This is a genomic window from Pseudomonas urmiensis (assembly GCF_014268815.2).
Classification (GTDB): Bacteria; Pseudomonadota; Gammaproteobacteria; order Pseudomonadales; family Pseudomonadaceae; genus Aquipseudomonas; species Aquipseudomonas urmiensis.
In genome coordinates, this window is the sequence record NZ_JABWRE020000001.1 from 2,125,713 (window position 1) to 2,141,059 (window position 15,347).

General features: G+C 63.4%; 11 protein-coding genes. 3 read left to right on the plus strand and 8 right to left on the minus strand.

The annotated features are described in order from the left end of the window. Positions 1-140: 140 nt before the first annotated feature. Positions 141-1,016 (plus strand): AEC family transporter, encoded by an 876-nt coding sequence (locus tag HU737_RS09350; RefSeq protein ID WP_186554523.1) that lies wholly within the window; start codon positions 141-143, stop codon positions 1,014-1,016. A 228-nt stretch (positions 1,017-1,244) separates the two neighbouring features. On the opposite strand, the gene HU737_RS09355 is transcribed toward HU737_RS09350, so the two are convergent. Continuing rightward, positions 1,245-1,877: an SEN1982 family lipoprotein gene (locus HU737_RS09355; protein ID WP_186554522.1), complete on the minus strand. Its 633-nt coding sequence runs from the start codon at positions 1,875-1,877 to the stop codon at positions 1,245-1,247. Positions 1,878-2,133: 256 nt separating this feature from the next. Continuing rightward, the gene (locus tag HU737_RS09360; RefSeq protein WP_186554521.1) at positions 2,134-4,047 is read right to left on the minus strand and encodes a hypothetical protein; all 1,914 of its coding nucleotides are present in this window, start codon (positions 4,045-4,047) and stop codon (positions 2,134-2,136) included. A 387-nt stretch (positions 4,048-4,434) separates the two neighbouring features. Between HU737_RS09360 and HU737_RS09365 the strand changes: the two genes are divergently transcribed. Together HU737_RS09365 and HU737_RS09370 are read left to right on the plus strand one after the other, a co-directional pair. After that, positions 4,435-5,571, plus strand: coding sequence for an acyltransferase family protein (locus HU737_RS09365; protein ID WP_186554520.1), 1,137 nt, complete (start codon positions 4,435-4,437; stop codon positions 5,569-5,571). Positions 5,572-5,622: 51 nt separating this feature from the next. Further along, complete coding sequence (locus HU737_RS09370) at positions 5,623-6,687, plus strand: acyltransferase family protein (RefSeq protein WP_186554519.1); 1,065 nt, start codon at positions 5,623-5,625, stop codon at positions 6,685-6,687. Here HU737_RS09370 and HU737_RS09375 read toward each other — a convergent pair. From HU737_RS09375 to HU737_RS09400, 6 genes are all read right to left on the minus strand, one after another. Beyond that, entirely contained in the window at positions 6,678-7,835 is a 1,158-nt protein-coding gene (locus HU737_RS09375) for an HlyD family secretion protein (protein ID WP_186554518.1), read from the minus strand. The genes HU737_RS09370 and HU737_RS09375 overlap by 10 nt on opposite strands. A 5-nt stretch (positions 7,836-7,840) precedes the next feature. Beyond that, complete coding sequence (locus tag HU737_RS09380; RefSeq protein ID WP_186554517.1) at positions 7,841-9,481, minus strand: MFS transporter; 1,641 nt, start codon at positions 9,479-9,481, stop codon at positions 7,841-7,843. Between the two features lie 577 nt (positions 9,482-10,058). Beyond that, on the minus strand, positions 10,059-11,081 hold the full coding sequence (locus tag HU737_RS09385) for an XdhC family protein (RefSeq protein WP_186554516.1): 1,023 nt from the start codon (positions 11,079-11,081) through the stop codon (positions 10,059-10,061). Between the two features lie 15 nt (positions 11,082-11,096). Then, positions 11,097-12,449 (minus strand): c-type cytochrome, encoded by a 1,353-nt coding sequence (locus tag HU737_RS09390; protein WP_186554515.1) that lies wholly within the window; start codon positions 12,447-12,449, stop codon positions 11,097-11,099. Positions 12,450-12,469: 20 nt separating this feature from the next. After that, positions 12,470-14,713, minus strand: coding sequence for a xanthine dehydrogenase family protein molybdopterin-binding subunit (locus HU737_RS09395; protein WP_186554514.1), 2,244 nt, complete (start codon positions 14,711-14,713; stop codon positions 12,470-12,472). Then, positions 14,713-15,180, minus strand: a complete 468-nt coding sequence (locus HU737_RS09400; RefSeq protein WP_186554513.1) for a (2Fe-2S)-binding protein — start codon at positions 15,178-15,180, stop codon at positions 14,713-14,715. Before HU737_RS09400 ends, HU737_RS09395 begins: the two co-directional genes overlap by 1 nt. Between the last annotated feature and the right edge of the window lie 167 nt (positions 15,181-15,347).

Here is a 15,347-nt window from a genome sequence, read left to right on the forward strand (position 1 = left end):
CCGATTCATCGCTATCGCGGGCAAGCCCCTACAGGGTTTGAGGTATTCGGGTAGAGGCGGGCTTGCGCCGCGGTGGCGAGGGTGCGGCATAATGCTGACTTTTCGGCCGATCAGTCTGATCGCCACGGAGGGCATGCTGCATGCTGGCTTCGCTGTTCGCTGTTCTGGCTCCGGTGTTCATCGTCGCAGGCATCGGCTATGCCTGGGCCCGCAGCGGTATCGACTACCCGACCGAATTCATCGCCCGCATCGTCATGACCGTCGGTACCCCAGCCTTGGTATTGTCGACCCTCAGCCGGACCAAACTGGACCAGAGCGCCTTCACCAGCATGGCCCTGGCCTGTGTGCTGTGCATGGCAGGCATGGCCCTGGCGGGTGTCATTGTCAGCCGTCTGTGCGGGCGGGACTGGCGGGTGCTGCTACCGGCGTTCATGTATCCCAACACCGGCAACATGGGCTTGCCGGTCAGCTTGTATGCGTTTGGCGAGCACGGCCTGGCGCTGGCGGTGGCGTTCTTCCTGACCTTGTCGATCTTCCAGTTCACCCTGGGTATTGTGCTTTCCGGCAACGCCAGCTCGGTCAAGGCGATGCTGCGCAACCCGATCGTGATCAGCCTGGCCGGGGCGATGCCGATCATCTTCTTCAACCTGGAGCTGCCGCGCTGGCTGGCCAATACCGCAGATCTGCTGGGGGGCATGACCATCCCGCTGATGCTGCTGACCTTGGGGGTGTCGCTGGCCAGCATTCGCCTGCATCACGTCGGCAGCGGCATGCTGCTCGGCGGCCTGCGCATCGTGCTGGGTGGGGCAGTGGGCTGGGGCGTCGGTGCGCTGCTGGGGCTTGAGCACATGGAAAAGGCGGTGCTGATGGTGCAGTCGTCGATGCCGGTGGCGGTGTTCAACTACCTGCTGGCGGTGCGCGCCAACCGCTCGCCGGAGCAGGTGGCGAACCTGGTGATGTGTTCGACGGTGTTGTCGTTTGTCTGGTTGCCGGTGGTGCTGGCCTGGTGGCTCTGAGGGAGGGCGTTGCCCTGTGCTCAAAAAACGCTTCGCTCCACCATCAGTCCCGCCGTGGCGGGATCCCCTCGCGCCGGCGCGAAGGGACCCGTAGCGCAGCGCAGGGCCGTATGTAGGAGCGAGCGGTTTTGCTTACTTCTCCCAAGAGAAAAGTAAGCCGCCGTAAAGGCGGAAGGGGCCAGTAGCGCCGCCACCTCAAACGGATAAGTTCGCAAGCGGCCCTGGGCATCACTTGGCAATCAATCGCTCATGCACCCAGCCGTTGTTGGTCAGCACCATCGCGCGGGTTTCCTTCAAGGGTGCCTGGGCACTGGCAACCACTTTGTCCAACCCAGAGAGGTTGGCCTTGACGCCATCATTGGCCGTCCACGGCGGCAGGTCGGTGATCGTGTAGGCGTAGGTCACTCGCGAGATTTTCTGCCCCATCATCTCGCCCGGTTCAGTGTACTGATCGATCCCGGTCACTTGCGCCTTGCCAAAACACAGCCCCCCGACGGTCTTGCCATTCATCAGCTTCTGGCCATCGGCCTTGTAGTACTTGCGACCTTCGTCAGTCAGGTCATAGGCGTAGTAGATGTCGGTACGCGCTGGCTGCCAGAGGCGCTCGGGGACTTCAGTGCGAGAGATCTCTTTCTCGCTGACCACACCCACCTGGGCCAGGGCATGCAGGGCCTTGTTGGTGCCGTTGACGTCGAAGTCCTTGGTTTTGGTCGGGAACGAGCTGACCACGAAACAATGCGGGTACTGGGTGTCGAGGTAGGCTTGGGCGGCTTGCCGGAAGTTGGCTTCGGTGGCGTCCTTGGTGTCCGAGCAACCGGCCAGGGTGGCCAATAGCGCCAGCGGTACGAGCGTCCTGTACATGGTCGTGCGTCCTTGAATAGCGGAGTGCGAAAAGATGCCGGAATGACCGGTGGGTCGGGATTAAAACCCACGCGCTAGAGGGGCGCAATCGTGGCAAGACGGCATCGGGACGCAGTTGGCAAAGCGTTGCTGCGCGCAGTGCAGGGTAGTTTTGTGGCTAACCCTAGCCTCATTCATACCCACACCCGCAGTTCACTCGGCACCCGTGCGCTGCAGCGCTTGAATCAGCGCCCCAAGGCACTGCTCAGGATCAGGCTCAGGACGCCCGCCAGCTCAAGGCGAACAAGGTCTGGGCAGGGACTTGGAAGTGAATCTGTCCGCCTGTGCAATCGACCGCTGCCGGGCGGCTGCGGCTGTCGGGGCCGAACAGACTCAGTGAAGGACAGGCGCGACCGACACCTTGCAGGGTCACGTGTTGCTGACGCTCAGCCTTGTTCACGCCGAGCACGCTGCGTTGGCGGTCGCGGGCCATGGCCAGGACATCTACCTCGAAGGCGCTGTTGTCCATCCGTTGCACCTGATCGAGCCAGTGCGCCTGGATGAACTGCTGGGCAAGGCCGACGGGTTTCAATTCGAAGCGGTCTGGGCCGGGCAGGCGAATCATGCCCTTCATGTGGTCGGGATCATCTGCCGCCTGGAACCAGTTGAGCATGTCGAGCAGGCCATCCTGAGCCGAATTGATCGCCACCGAGGCCCACCATAACGAGGCGAAGTGGGTTTCCTGTTCGTAGGGGCTGACACTGGGGCCTGGGGAAATGTTGGTCTGGTCGAGCAGCAGCGCCTTGCGTGGCCGGCCCTCGGCGTTGATACCGACCACTTCAGCGGCGCGCCGCACGCTGTCGCGGTAGACGCGGGTGGCCAGCAGGTCGCGCACCATCCATTCGTGCCAGGCCAGGGCGTCGATCTGCGGCTCGGACTCCTTGAGCATGCGCCGCGCCCAGTCGATCCCGCGGTGCTGCTCACCGCGTGCGGTGAACGGGCCGTTGACGAAGCGCGAGCTGGCTGGCATGGCGATCCGCACCCCGGCCTCGCGCGCGCCCGGGTAGGCGCGTACGTGGCGGTCCATGGCGTCGAAGTAGCGCTTGTAGGTGGCGTAGTCGGGGTAGTTGTAGTTGGGCTCGTCGGCAAACGACAGGTAGTGGGTGCCCTTGCCGCCCAAGGCTACGGTGGCCGCCAGCCAGGCGTCCAGGCCGGCCAGGCTCTGGCTGTTGGCTTGCAGGTCGTTACGGCGCTGGCTGGCGACCATCAGGGTGATGTTCAGGTCGATGCCGGCTTGCTCCAGGTAGAAGCGTCTGAAGGCATCTTCGTAGTGCGGGCGGTTGGCGAGGATGTCCACTGCGGTATAGAAACCGCCAGCGCGTGGCTTGAGCGTGTCCAGGGCGCCCCGGCTGGCCGGCGGTGGTAACAGGTAGGGCAGGGCCAGGCCCAAGCGCGGGGTGGGGCCAAGCATGTCCTTGTGCAGCTGCAGTTCGGCACGTCCTGGATCTTGGCGCAGTGGCTGCAAATGTTGCGCACGTTGGGCGAACAGGTTGGCCGTGCCGTCCAGCCAGAACGCTGCCTTGCCGCTGCCGTGAAGGCGCAAGCGCCAGACCTGTTCGGTGGCGCTGACTGGCAAGGCGGTCTGGTCGTAGCGTGGATAGTCCTTGTAGGGCTTGAGCTTGAGGGTGACCTGGGTGCGGTCGCCCAGGCGCTCGGCCTGCAGGCTGTTGACCCCGCCGAAGTACTTGCCTGCCAGCACCGCCCGCTCACCGGCAGCGACTTTGAAGTACAGCTCGACGCCATTGGGCGTTTCGGCGCTGAAGTGCACCTTGGTCGGGGCGAACAGCGCTACGGTGTTGTCATCGTGTTCGACGCGATAGCTGCGAAAACTGTAGCCAGGTACCTCCAGGCGGTAGGCGGCGGCGCTGGCCGGCAGCGCCCAGACCTGCTGGCCACGGCCTTCGCTGGCGGCAATGAAGCGTTCGCCACGCAAGCGCCCCTGGCCATCGAGCAGGTACAGCCGCTCTTCGTTGGCGTTGGTCTGCCAGGCCGGCACCCAGCTGACCCGCACGCTATCGTCGCGTGCCGGCTGCAGGTACAGGCTGCCATCGCGAATATCGCCCCAACGCATGGGGGCCGCCTGGGCCAGGGTGCTGAATGCGCAGATCAAAACCGCCAGCGTTCGTTTCATACGAGCCCTTGCCTGGATGGGTTACCCATTAGTGAAATGGCCTTGGGCCATTATCTGCTGCACAACAATAGCCGGGTTAACCTTCAATGGTGTAACGCCGGTGTTGCATGCGATAAACGGTAGGCGCTTTACGCCAGCGCTGAAGGGCTGCTTTTATATTTAATTGTTGGATTTGATTTCAGTTTTTTACGCCGCGTTTTTTTGACGCGTTAAAGCGTCAAATTAACTTGGCATGAGCGGTCCTTGCTCTTTATTAGCGTGATGCTAACGTGACATCGTCTAACGAAATTTACGTGATCAACCGCGATGCCAAAAGCCTGGCGCCGGTTTTTTTCAAGGCTTCGTTAGACCTGATCCAGAAGGGGTAATCAAGGAAAGGGCTTGGCTATGAGCGCGCAAGGGCGTTTCCATTCGCTGGACAGCTTCCGCGGCCTGTTTGCCCTGTCGGTGGTCGGCTATCACCTGCGGGTCAGTGGCAGTTTTACCGAGCTGGCGTTCTTTCGCCATGCCGAAGTGTTCGTGGCATTCTTCTTTGTGCTCAGTGGATTTGTCCTGGCGCACGCTTACGGCAATAGCGCGCAGTTCAACTTTCGCCGGTTCTTTATTTCGCGCACCTTCCGCTTGTTGCCCCTGCACCTGTTCATGCTGGCGGTATTCATTGTTTTGGAAGGCGGTCGTTATATTGCTTTTCAACAGGGCATGGAGTTCAACAATGCGCCGTTTACCGAGCGCTATGCGCCTGCTGAAATTCTGCCCAATGCACTGTTGCTGCAGTCCTGGACCCATTGGACCAACCCCTTGTCGTTCAACTACCCGTCCTGGAGCATCAGCATCGAGTACTACACCTACATGATCTTCGCCTCGCTCTTGAGCATTGCCGCTGGCCTGCGCCAATGGGTGTGGGCGGCATTGGTGGTGGCAGCACTGGGGCTGATGCATGTGGGTAATGGCTTGTTCACTATCGAGGCATTGCGCGGCTTGGCTTACTTTTTCACCGGCTGCCTGATCTACACCCTGTACCTCAAGCTTGCCCACTTCGAACGCCCCGGCTTCTGGCTGATGTCGCTGCTGGAGGTGATTGCCGTGGCGGCCGCCTTGCTGTTCGTGGTCAGCGACTTTGAAGCCAAGGCCTTGGTCGCCAGCCCGCTGTTCGGCAGCATCATCCTGATCTACGCCTTTGACGGTGGCGCAGTATCACGCGTGTTGACCGGGCGCTGGTTTGCCTTGTTCGGCAAGTTGTCCTACTCCATTTACCTCACCCACGCGGCGATCCTGTTTTGCGTGGTGTCGGCGTTCATGCTGATCAAGAAGCTGATCGGCATCGATATCGCGCCGATGATCGACGGCACGCGTTACCTGGATACCGGCAGTGCACTGCTGAACAACCTGGTGGCGTTGCTGGTAGTGGCGATGGTGGTGCTGGTGTCGATGTTCACTTACCGCTACGTGGAAATGACCGGCCAGAACCTTGGCCGCGCACTTGCCAACAGACACGCGAATAAAAGCCCGGTGCTGGAGTCGTAAACCGGCTACGTCGCGCTACCGCCTCCCGAGGCTGACTGAAAGGATGTGGCCATGACCTCCGTTGCCCAGGCTCCGGCTGACAAGCTGGACAGTATCCAAATGCTGCGCGCCATCGCCGCGCTGGCGGTGGTGTTCTTCCACCTGCCGCTGTTTCGCAATGGCGATTGGGGCGTAGATATCTTCTTTGTCATCAGTGGCTTCATCATGGCCATGGTCACCACCCAGTCAGGCAGCCATTTCTTTACCAAGCGCCTGATTCGGGTGGTGCCGTTGTATTGGTTGGGCACGATCGGGGTGTTTTGCGTGGCGTTGGTATTGCCCAGCCTGCTGGACAATACCCGAGCGGACTTGACCGGCCTGGTCAAGTCGTTGCTGTTCATTCCCTACCAGAAGGGCGAGTTCGTGCAGCCGCTGCTGTACCTGGGCTGGACGCTGAACTTCGAGATGTTCTTCTACGCCGTATTCGCCCTGTCCATGGCGATCAGTCATCGTTATCGGTTGTTGATCTGTTCGGGCTTGCTGCTGGGGCTGGTCATGCTCGGTCAATGGCTGACCTTCGAGAGCCTGTTGGCCAGGTTCTATACCCAGCAGATTCTGCTCGAGTTCGTCCTGGGCATGGGCTGCTATGCGTTGTATGCACGCACCGCGCCCTGGCGTGCAGCGCCGGGCGGCTCGACTGGGCGCGCCGCGCTGGTATTGATTGGCTTGCTCGCCCTGGCCTACATGCCGTTGTCGGCAAGCCTGGGCGAGGACATCGGGCGCGGCGTGGGGCGCGGGATACCGGCTGCGCTCATCGTCATCAGCCTGGTGCTGGGCTTGTCGCGAACCAGCTTGCCCAAGCTGCTGGTGCTGATCGGGGACGCCAGTTACTCGCTCTACCTGTTTCACCCGTACGTACTGAAGGTGTTCAACAAGGTGTTCCATGTATTCGATGCGCCGGGCGTGCTGGCTTATGTGATGGTGCCGGTGAGCATTGGCCTGTGCTGCGTGGTGGCAATCGCGGTCTATCGGCTGGTCGAGTTGCCACTGACCCGCTGGTTGCGCGTGCGCCTGATCGACCGCCGCACAGTGCGTGGCGCTACGCCGGTAGCGCCAGCGGGCAATGCTCAATCGTGAGCGGGATGCGCCTGTTCTGCGTGCTCGCGGGTATCGATGCTGACCACCACCGACATCCCCGGGCGCAGCCGCCGCGCCTCGGGCTGATCGGCGTCGACCGTGATCCGCACCGGGATCCGCTGGGCGATCTTGACGAAGTTGCCGGTGGCATTGTCAGCCTGCAACAGGGCGAACTCTGAGCCGGAGGCTGGCGAGATCTGCTGCACGTGGCCGTAGAGTTTCAGGTGGTCCAGGGCATCCACGGTAAAGCTCACCGGTTGGCCGATGCGCACCTTGGCCATCTGCGTTTCCTTCATGTTGGCGATCACCCAGCGCGCGTCGGGCACCAGCGCCATCAACTGCGCCCCGGAATTGACATAGGCCCCCAGACGCGTGCCGATCTGCCCCAGCTGGCCATCACGCGGCGCGGTTACCCGGGTGTTGTCCAGATCGATGCGCGCCAGCTCCACGGCGGCCTTGGCGTTCTCTACCGAAGCCTCTAGCGCTGCGCGGTTGACGATCACGGTTTGCAGGTCCTGGCGGGCGATCTCCAGGGCGGCCTTGGCTTGCGCCAGGCTCGCTTGGGCAGCGGCGTGACTGGCGCGGCTGACGTCCAGCTCGCGGCGCGACACCGACCCGTCGCTGACCAGCGCCTGGTTACGGCGCAAGTCGGCCTGGCTCTTGTCGGCCTGCGCTGCGGCATCGGCGATCGCCGCCTGGCGTTGGGCGATGGTGGCCTGGGCGCTGTTGCGCTGTTGCAGGTTATTGGCCAACGCCGCTTGCTGTTGTTGCAGTTGGGCAATCGATTGGGCCAGGCGCTGTTTGTAGATGCGGTCGTCCAGGCGCACCAGCAGGTCGCCGGCCTTGACGAATTGGAAGTCATGCACTGGCACTTCGACGACGTAGCCGGCCAGTTGCGGGCCGATGATCGTCACCTGGCCGCGCACCAACGCGTTCTCGGTGCTTTCGATGGCGCTGCTGAAGGGTGGCAGGCGCCAGGCGTAGAGCACCAGCAGGATGCCGGCCAGGGCCACGCCGGCAAAGGTCATCGAGGACAGCACGCGCACCCGCCGCGAACGTGCGGGGCTGCTCGGTTCGTTGGGCGGGGTGAGGCCTTCCGGGGTTTCGGCGATGGCGGTGGTAGAGGTGGTCGGTGTCTCTTGAGTCATCAGGTTCAAGCGCCGCTGGTGGTGTCGGAAGGGCGTGCTGTGCGAGTCGTGTACCAGACCCAGAGGCTGCGTAGCAAGATCCACAGCATGGTCAGCACGGCAATCGTGCCGATCAACATGAACACATCGTTGTAGGCCAGCACATTGGCTTCGCGGGTGGCGGCATTGGCCAACAGGCGGGTGCCGACTTCGCTGCGCAGGCCGGGGGCGGCGACGATCCCGGCATAGCCGCTGCCGCCGCTCTGCACCCTGGCGTTGACCAGCGGTTCAAGGCGGCTCAACTGCTCGGCGAGGTTGCTCGAATGAAACTTCTCGCGCACGGTCTGGAAGGTGCCCAGCAAGGCCGCGCCGATCAAGCCGCCGAGGTTGTTACAGATGCCGAACATCACCGAAAAACTGACCAGGTTGCGTGGGTTGGCGCGCACATGGCTGATGCCCAAGGCCATCGAGGGGCCGAGAAAAAACGTGCTGCCGAAGGCCAGCATGAATTGGCTCAGGTACATCTGCGCAGGTCGGGTCAGGTTGCTTGAGCTGCTGTCCATGAACGCCCCGCTGGCCATTAGCGCGAGCGAGACGAACAGCGGCATCACCAGGTGCTTGGGGTTGATGGTCAGGGCACTGGTGGCAAGCCCGGCGACCGCGCCGAGCAACATCACCCAGTACAGGCTGCGCAGTTGTTCGTTGCCCAGGTTCAGGGTTTGCAGAAAGCCCACCGCGCCGGTCGATTGCTCGGAGGTGACCATGCGGATCAGGATCACGCACAAGGCCAGGCGGATCACTGCCGCGCTGCCTAGCCAGCGGGTCATCAGCAGCGGGTTGCTGCGGTTGTGCTCGATCGCCAGGCCCGCGCAGATCAAACCGATCGCCGCTGCCAGGGCGACGCCGATCCATGGCGCATCCAACCACCAGTCGATACGCCCCAACGACAGGGCGGCGCAGAGCAGGGCGGTGCCGCTGGCCATCAGCGAGAAGGTGAGAAAATCCAGCGGCTCGAAGGTTTTGAACCGGTCACCCGGGGGCAATTTGAGCAGCAACACGCAGCCCAATGCGGCCAATGCCAAGCCCAACTCGAACATGTACAACCCGCGCCATTCGGCGATTTGCAGTAAATCTTCGGAGAACACCCGGGCCAGCGGTACGGCCAACTGCGAGGCGCCCAGGCCTAGTACCATGGCCTTCAAGCGCCACTGCGCAGGGAAGGCCTGGATCATGTAGTACAGGCCCAGTGAGCTCAGCGCGGCCCCGACCATACCGTGCGCGGCGCGCACGGCAATCGCCGAGTTGAGGTCGTTGACGAACAGGTGGGCGAAGGTCACCAGTGCGTAGAGCACCAGGAACACCTCGGTGAAGGCGCGCAGGCCGAACTGCTGGCGGAACTTCACCAGCAACAGGTTCATCGACACGTTGGTCATGACGAATGCCGCCGGTAGCCAGGCCATCTCGGCGGTGGTGGCGCCCAGTGCGCCCTGCAGGAAGGTCAGGTTGGCGGTGACCAGCGCGTTGCCCAGGCCGCCGGTGATCGCCACCAGCAAACCGACGGCGCCGTAGGCCAGGCGTGTGCCTGGGGCGTGCAGGGGCGTCGACGGAGAGCCGGGCAGGGTGGGTTTTTCGTGAGGCAGCCACTGGCGGGGGGTGTATTTGTCCATTGCAGGTGCGGGGGCCTGGTTCGCGTAGGCAAACTCTACGCGAGCGGCCTGGCAAAGGAAATTTTCAGATGGGCGATTGATCCTGAGAGGATGGGCTTAGTTCCGGCCTCTTCGCGGGCAAGCCCGCTCCCACAGGGTTCCGGTTGTTCTCGGGGGCAGTGGGTGCTCAGGTACAGGCTGCTGCACTCAGGTCTCTTGGCAGGTCAGTATTTTATTAGGTTCAACCGGACCCCTTTGGGGGGCCGGCTGTTCTCGGGTTCAGTGGGTATCCAGGTGCAGGCTGCTGTATTGAGGACCCTTGGCAGGTCAGCATTTTATTAGGTTCAACCGGGCCCCTGTGGGAGCAGGCTGTTCTCGGGGTCAGTGGGTGTTCAGGGACAGGCTGCTGCACTCAGGTCTCTTGGCAGGTCAACACTTTTCAGGTCCAGCCGGGCCCTTTGGGAGCAGGTTATTGCCGGGTTAGGTGGATATCCAGTGCCAGGCTGCTGTACTCGGGTTCCTTGGCAGGACAGCACTTTTCAGGTCCAACCAGGACCCTGTGGGAGCGGGCTTGCCCGCGAAAAGTACGACGCCGCTTTCAGCCGGCAAGCAATTGCCGCTCCTTGGCTCGCTTGGCATGGGTCACCGACACTTCGCCGGGCAACGCCACGTTGTTCTTTACCGCAAGAATCTCGGCCATGACGCTCACGGCAATCTCCGCCGGGGTCTTGCTGCCGATGTAGATGCCAATAGGTCCGTGCAGGCGCTTGAGCGAGGCTTGGGTCTCACCAAAGTGCTCGATCAAGCGCTCGCGGCGTTGCTGACTGTTGCGCCGCGAGCCTATGGCGCCAATGTAGAACGCCGGGCTATGCAGTGCTTCGAGCAAGGCCAGGTCGTCGAGCTTGGGGTCGTGGCTCAAGGCCAGAATGCAGGTGCGCACATCAGGCCGGAAGGCCCGCACCACATCGTCCGGCATGCCGACCAACTGCTCGACCCCGGCAACGTTGCAGGCCCCCATGTACTCGGGCCGGGGGTCGCAGACGCTGACTTTGAAGCCATTGAACTGGGCCATGGTGGCGACGTACTCGGCCAATGCCCCGGCGCCGATCAACAGCATGCGATAACCGGGGCCAAGGGTGCTGATCATGTACCGACCATCAAAGCTGAACTGATCCGGGCTGGCGCTAGGCTCAAGGCGCACTTCACCGCGGGACAGATCCAGCGTGCGCCGCGCCAGCTCGCCGGCATCGAGCCGAGCCAACAGCTGCTCGAGCAACTGCTGGCAAGGATTGAACTCCAGGATCAGCTCCAGGGTACCGCCACACGGCAACCCGAAACGGTGCGCCTCATCCGCGCTGACCCCGTACCGCACCACCTGGGGCAACCCTGGGGCAATACCCGCGCCGCCATAAACTCGGGTGTAGCGGTGGATCAGATCATCTTCGATGCAGCCGCCCGACACGCTACCGACCACCCGGCCGTCCTCGCGCAGCACCATCATCGAGCCTACCGGCCGTGGCGAGGAACCCCAGGTGCGCGCCACCGTAGCCAACAACACCCGCTCGCCGGCAGCCAGCCAGTCGCGGGCGCTACGCAGGACCATCAGGTCAATGCTCTCCATCCCGTCGCCTCCTGTTCAGCGCATCTGCAAAATGATCGGGCTGGCACTGGCAGGCCCGGTGTGTTCGCGCAGCTTGGCTACCTCTTGCGCCTGCACAGCGCCGCCATGATTGCCCCAGGTGCTGCGCACGAAGCTCAGCACATCGGCGATCTCGCGGTCGCTCAACTGCTCACGAAACGCCGGCATGCGGTAAGCGTCCGGTACCCCGGCAGTGACCACCCGTTGCGAGCCATTGAGGGTGATGTTGATGGCCGAGGCAGTTTCCTTGGCCAGGGCTGAGGTGGCACCGGCAAGCGGCGGCATCCACTCGGCCTGGCCACGGCCCTCCAGGCCATGACAGGAGGCGCAGACGGTGACATAGGTATGTGCACCCGGCGCTTGCAGGCGGGTAGCCGCCGACACCGCCTGGTACTGCCAGGGTTGCCCATCACGCTGGGGATCGCCGGGCAAGGATTTCAGGTAACGGGCGATGGCCGCCAGATCATCGTCGCTCATGAACTGGGTCGAGTTGTTGAACGCCTCGGTCATCGAGCCATAGACCACCGCATGCTGGTTACGACCGGTCTTGAGAAAGCGCACGATGTCCGCCTCGCTCCAGCGCCCCAGGCCGGTATTGGGGTCATTGCGCAGGCTGGGCGCGTACCAGCCATCGAGCAAGGCCCCGGCGACGAACGCGCTGCCATGCTCGCTCAGGGCCTTTTCGTTGAACGCCAGGCCGCGCGGTGTATGGCAACTGCCGCAGTGGCCGGGGCCTTGGACGATGTAGGCGCCACGGTTCCACAGCGGGTCTTGCTCGGTTTTTGCCGCGTACGGGGCAGCATCGGTGAAAACGCCATTCCACAGGGCAATTGGCCAGCGCAGGTTGAGTGGCCAGGGGATTTCCCCCGGTTTATTGGGCTGCTCGGCTGCCCGCACGCCTTTCATGAAGAAGGCATACAGGGCACGCACATCATCGTCACTGAGCTTGGCGTAGGAGGGGTAGGGCATTGCCGGATACAGCCGGCGCCCTCCAGGCGCGACCCCGTGCCGAACCGCCCTGTCGAAGTCCGCCAGGCTGTAAGCGCCAATGCCATGGCTGGCGTCGGGGGTGATGTTGGTGGCATAGATCGCCCCCAACGGCGTCGCCATCTTCAGCCCGCCGGCAAAGGGTGCGCCTTCGGGCAGGCTGTGACAGGCCACGCAGTCGCTGAGCCTGGCCACGTATTCGCCGCGTTGGATCAGGGCTTGATCCACAGTGGCCTGGCTGCTGGCTTGCGCATCGAACGGTGAGCCAGGCTCACGGGTGACAGACCAGGCCAGCAGGCCCGCCGCGATCAGGCACGGTACGGCCAGCAAGCCTAGGGTTCTTGCAGTTGATTTTTGCGTCATGTGCAGGTCGTCCTGGCCAGCTAGCTGAAGGTATAGCGCGACAGCGGCATGCTACGGATGCGCTGGCCCGTCAGCCGCGCCACCGCATTGGCCACCGCCGGGGCTACGGCAGGCAAAGGCGGCTCACCGATCCCGCCCATCTTCTCGCCGCTTTCGACAATGCGCACATGCACCCGCGCCATACGCGCTGCAGGCAGGATTGGGTAGAGGTCGTAGTTGCGCGCGCGCGGCTTGCCGTCGACATACACCGCTTCCTCCAGCAGCACCTGGGACAGGCCCAGGGCCACTGCACCATTGACCTGCGCCTCGACAATCGCCGGGTTGACGATGCTGCCGGGGTCGATCGCCTGCCAGATGTCGTGGACCCGGACCTGGCCGTTTTCAATCGACACCTCGGCAATCACTGCCGCCTCGGAGCCGAACGGCGAGGCCATGGCCACGCCGCGGGCGCGCTTGCTGCCATCCTCGGCCGTGAACGGGCCGCGCTTCCAGCCGCCCGACAGCTCGCCCACCGCTTCGAGCAGGGTGCTCAAGCGTTGGTTGTCGCGCAGCAGGCGTCGGCGCAGTTCGAACGGATCCTGGCCGCCTTTATCGGCCAGTTCATCGAGGAAGGCTTCGTAGAAGAAGTCGTTCATCGAGTTGCCCACCGAACGCCAGTAACCGAGCATCGCCGGGCCTTTGACATAGACCTGCGCGATGCGCCGGTTGGCGATGGCGTAGGCTTTACCAGACAAACCTTCCAGGGCAGTGGGGTCGATCTTCTCGGCTTGCTTGCCAGCGATCGCCTCGGTCGGCCCTTCGGTGGCGCTGACTGCCTCAATGGCTACCGGCAGGCCATCGGCATCGAGCCCGGCGCGGAACTTGACCACGGCCATGGGCCGCAGCACATCGCGCAAAAACTCTTCCTCGCGGCTCCAGATCAACTTGATCGGCCGGCCGACCGCCTTGGCCAGGGCGATGGCTTGCGGGTAGGGGTTGGCGCTGTCGTAGAGGAAGTGCCGACCAAAGAAGCCGCCCAGCAGTGGTGAGTGCAGGGTGATCTGCGCCGGATCCAGGCCGGTACGCTTGGCGATGTCGGCGCGGAACATGTCTGGCGCCTGGTTGGGCAGCCAGACCTCCAGCGAGCCATCGGCGTTGAAGCGTGCCAAGGCGGAGGGCGGCTCCAGTTGCGCGTGGTTGAGAAACTGGTTGTGGTAGGTCGCCTCGACCTTGGTCTTGGCGCCGTCCAACGCTTTGGCGAAGTCGCCTTGTACTTCTTCGTCACGCGCAGGGCTGGTCGCGCTGCTTAGTCGTTCACGGAAACCCTCGGTGGAAAAATCTGCCGGCATGGGTCGCACCGGGGTGTCGGCGGCCGGCTCCTGCCACTGCACCTGGATCGCCTCCACCGCACGCTTGGCATGCCACCAGCGCTCGGCGACCACGGCCACCGCGCCGGGGAGTTGATGAATCGAATGCACCCCTGGCATGGCCTTGACCTGGGCTTCATTGCGCAGCTCGCCCACCTTCATGCCCAGGCGCGGGGCGTGTTGCACGGCGGCATGCAGCATGCCGTCGAGTTTCAGGTCGATGCAGTACAGCGCCTTGCCGGTGGATTTGTCGTAGGCGTCGACGCGCTTGACCGGCTTGCCGATCCAGCGGAATTGGCTGGGGGCACGCAGTTGGATGCTGGCCGGGTCGGGCACTGGCAGGTCCATCGCCTGGCTGGCCAGCTCGCCGTAGCTCAGCGACCGGCCTGAAGCTGCATGCAGCACCCGGCCCGGTTCGGTGCTCAGCTCGCTGACCGGCACTCCCAGCCGCTCGGCGCCGGCCTGCAGCAGCATGGCCCGCGCCAAGGCGCCGAGGCGGCGCATGGTGGGATAGCTCATGCGCACCGACATGCTGCCGCCGGTGATGCGCATGCCGTTCTCCATCACCACGTAGGCCTCGCCAGGCGGCGCGGCCTCGACCAGGAAGGTCGCAGGATCGGCGTCGAGCTCTTCGCCGACGATCTGCGCCATGGCGGTGAAGGTGCCTTGGCCACCCTCCATGAACGGGCTGAGCAGGCGAATGCTGTTGTCCGGGCGAATCTCCAGGAACGCCGGTACCTGGGTACCCTGGGCCGGTGCTGTAGCGGCCGCGGCCTGAACCCGCGAGACGCCAATCGGCAGGCCAAAGCCCAGCACCAACGCGCCGATTGCGCTGCCAGCCAGAAAGCGCCGCCGCGAGAGGTTGACCGGCTGATCCAACTGCAACAGGTCGGCCGGGTAATCGACGGGCGTGTTCATCAGGCATTCTCCTGTTGAGCAGGCTGTTCGGCCAAGGCGTGCACGGCGCTGTGGATCGCGTTGTAGGTGCCGCAGCGGCACAGGTTGACCATCGCCGCGGCAATTTGCTCATCGCTGGGCTTGGGGTTGTGCTTGAGCAGCGCGGTGGCCGCCATGACTTGCCCGGACTGGCAGTAGCCGCATTGGGCAACTTGCTTTTCTACCCAGGTCGCGACCACCCGCTTGCCAACCTCGTCCGCTTCGATGGCCTCGATGGTGGTGATCTCGCGCCCAACCACCCCGGCCACCGGGGTGACGCAGGCACGCACCACATTACCGTCGACCAGCACCGAACAGGCGCCGCATTGGGCCAGGCCGCAGCCGTATTTGGTGCCGGTCATGCCCAGATCATCGCGGATCACCCAGAGCAGGGGGGTATCCGCTTCTGCATCGACCTCGTAGGTCTTTTGGTTGATTCGAAGCTGCATGGCTCACCCGTAATCAGTCGGTTGGTTGATCGATCTTTAGTTTTTATCGGTCGCGCCGCGCAGCTGGCTCTGCGCGCACCCTGCAGAAAACCTAGCACAGGGCCAGACGTGCAGGTTTGCACGATCCTGCCGAGATCCGGTCAATCGGCACGGGACTGTGAAGTTGG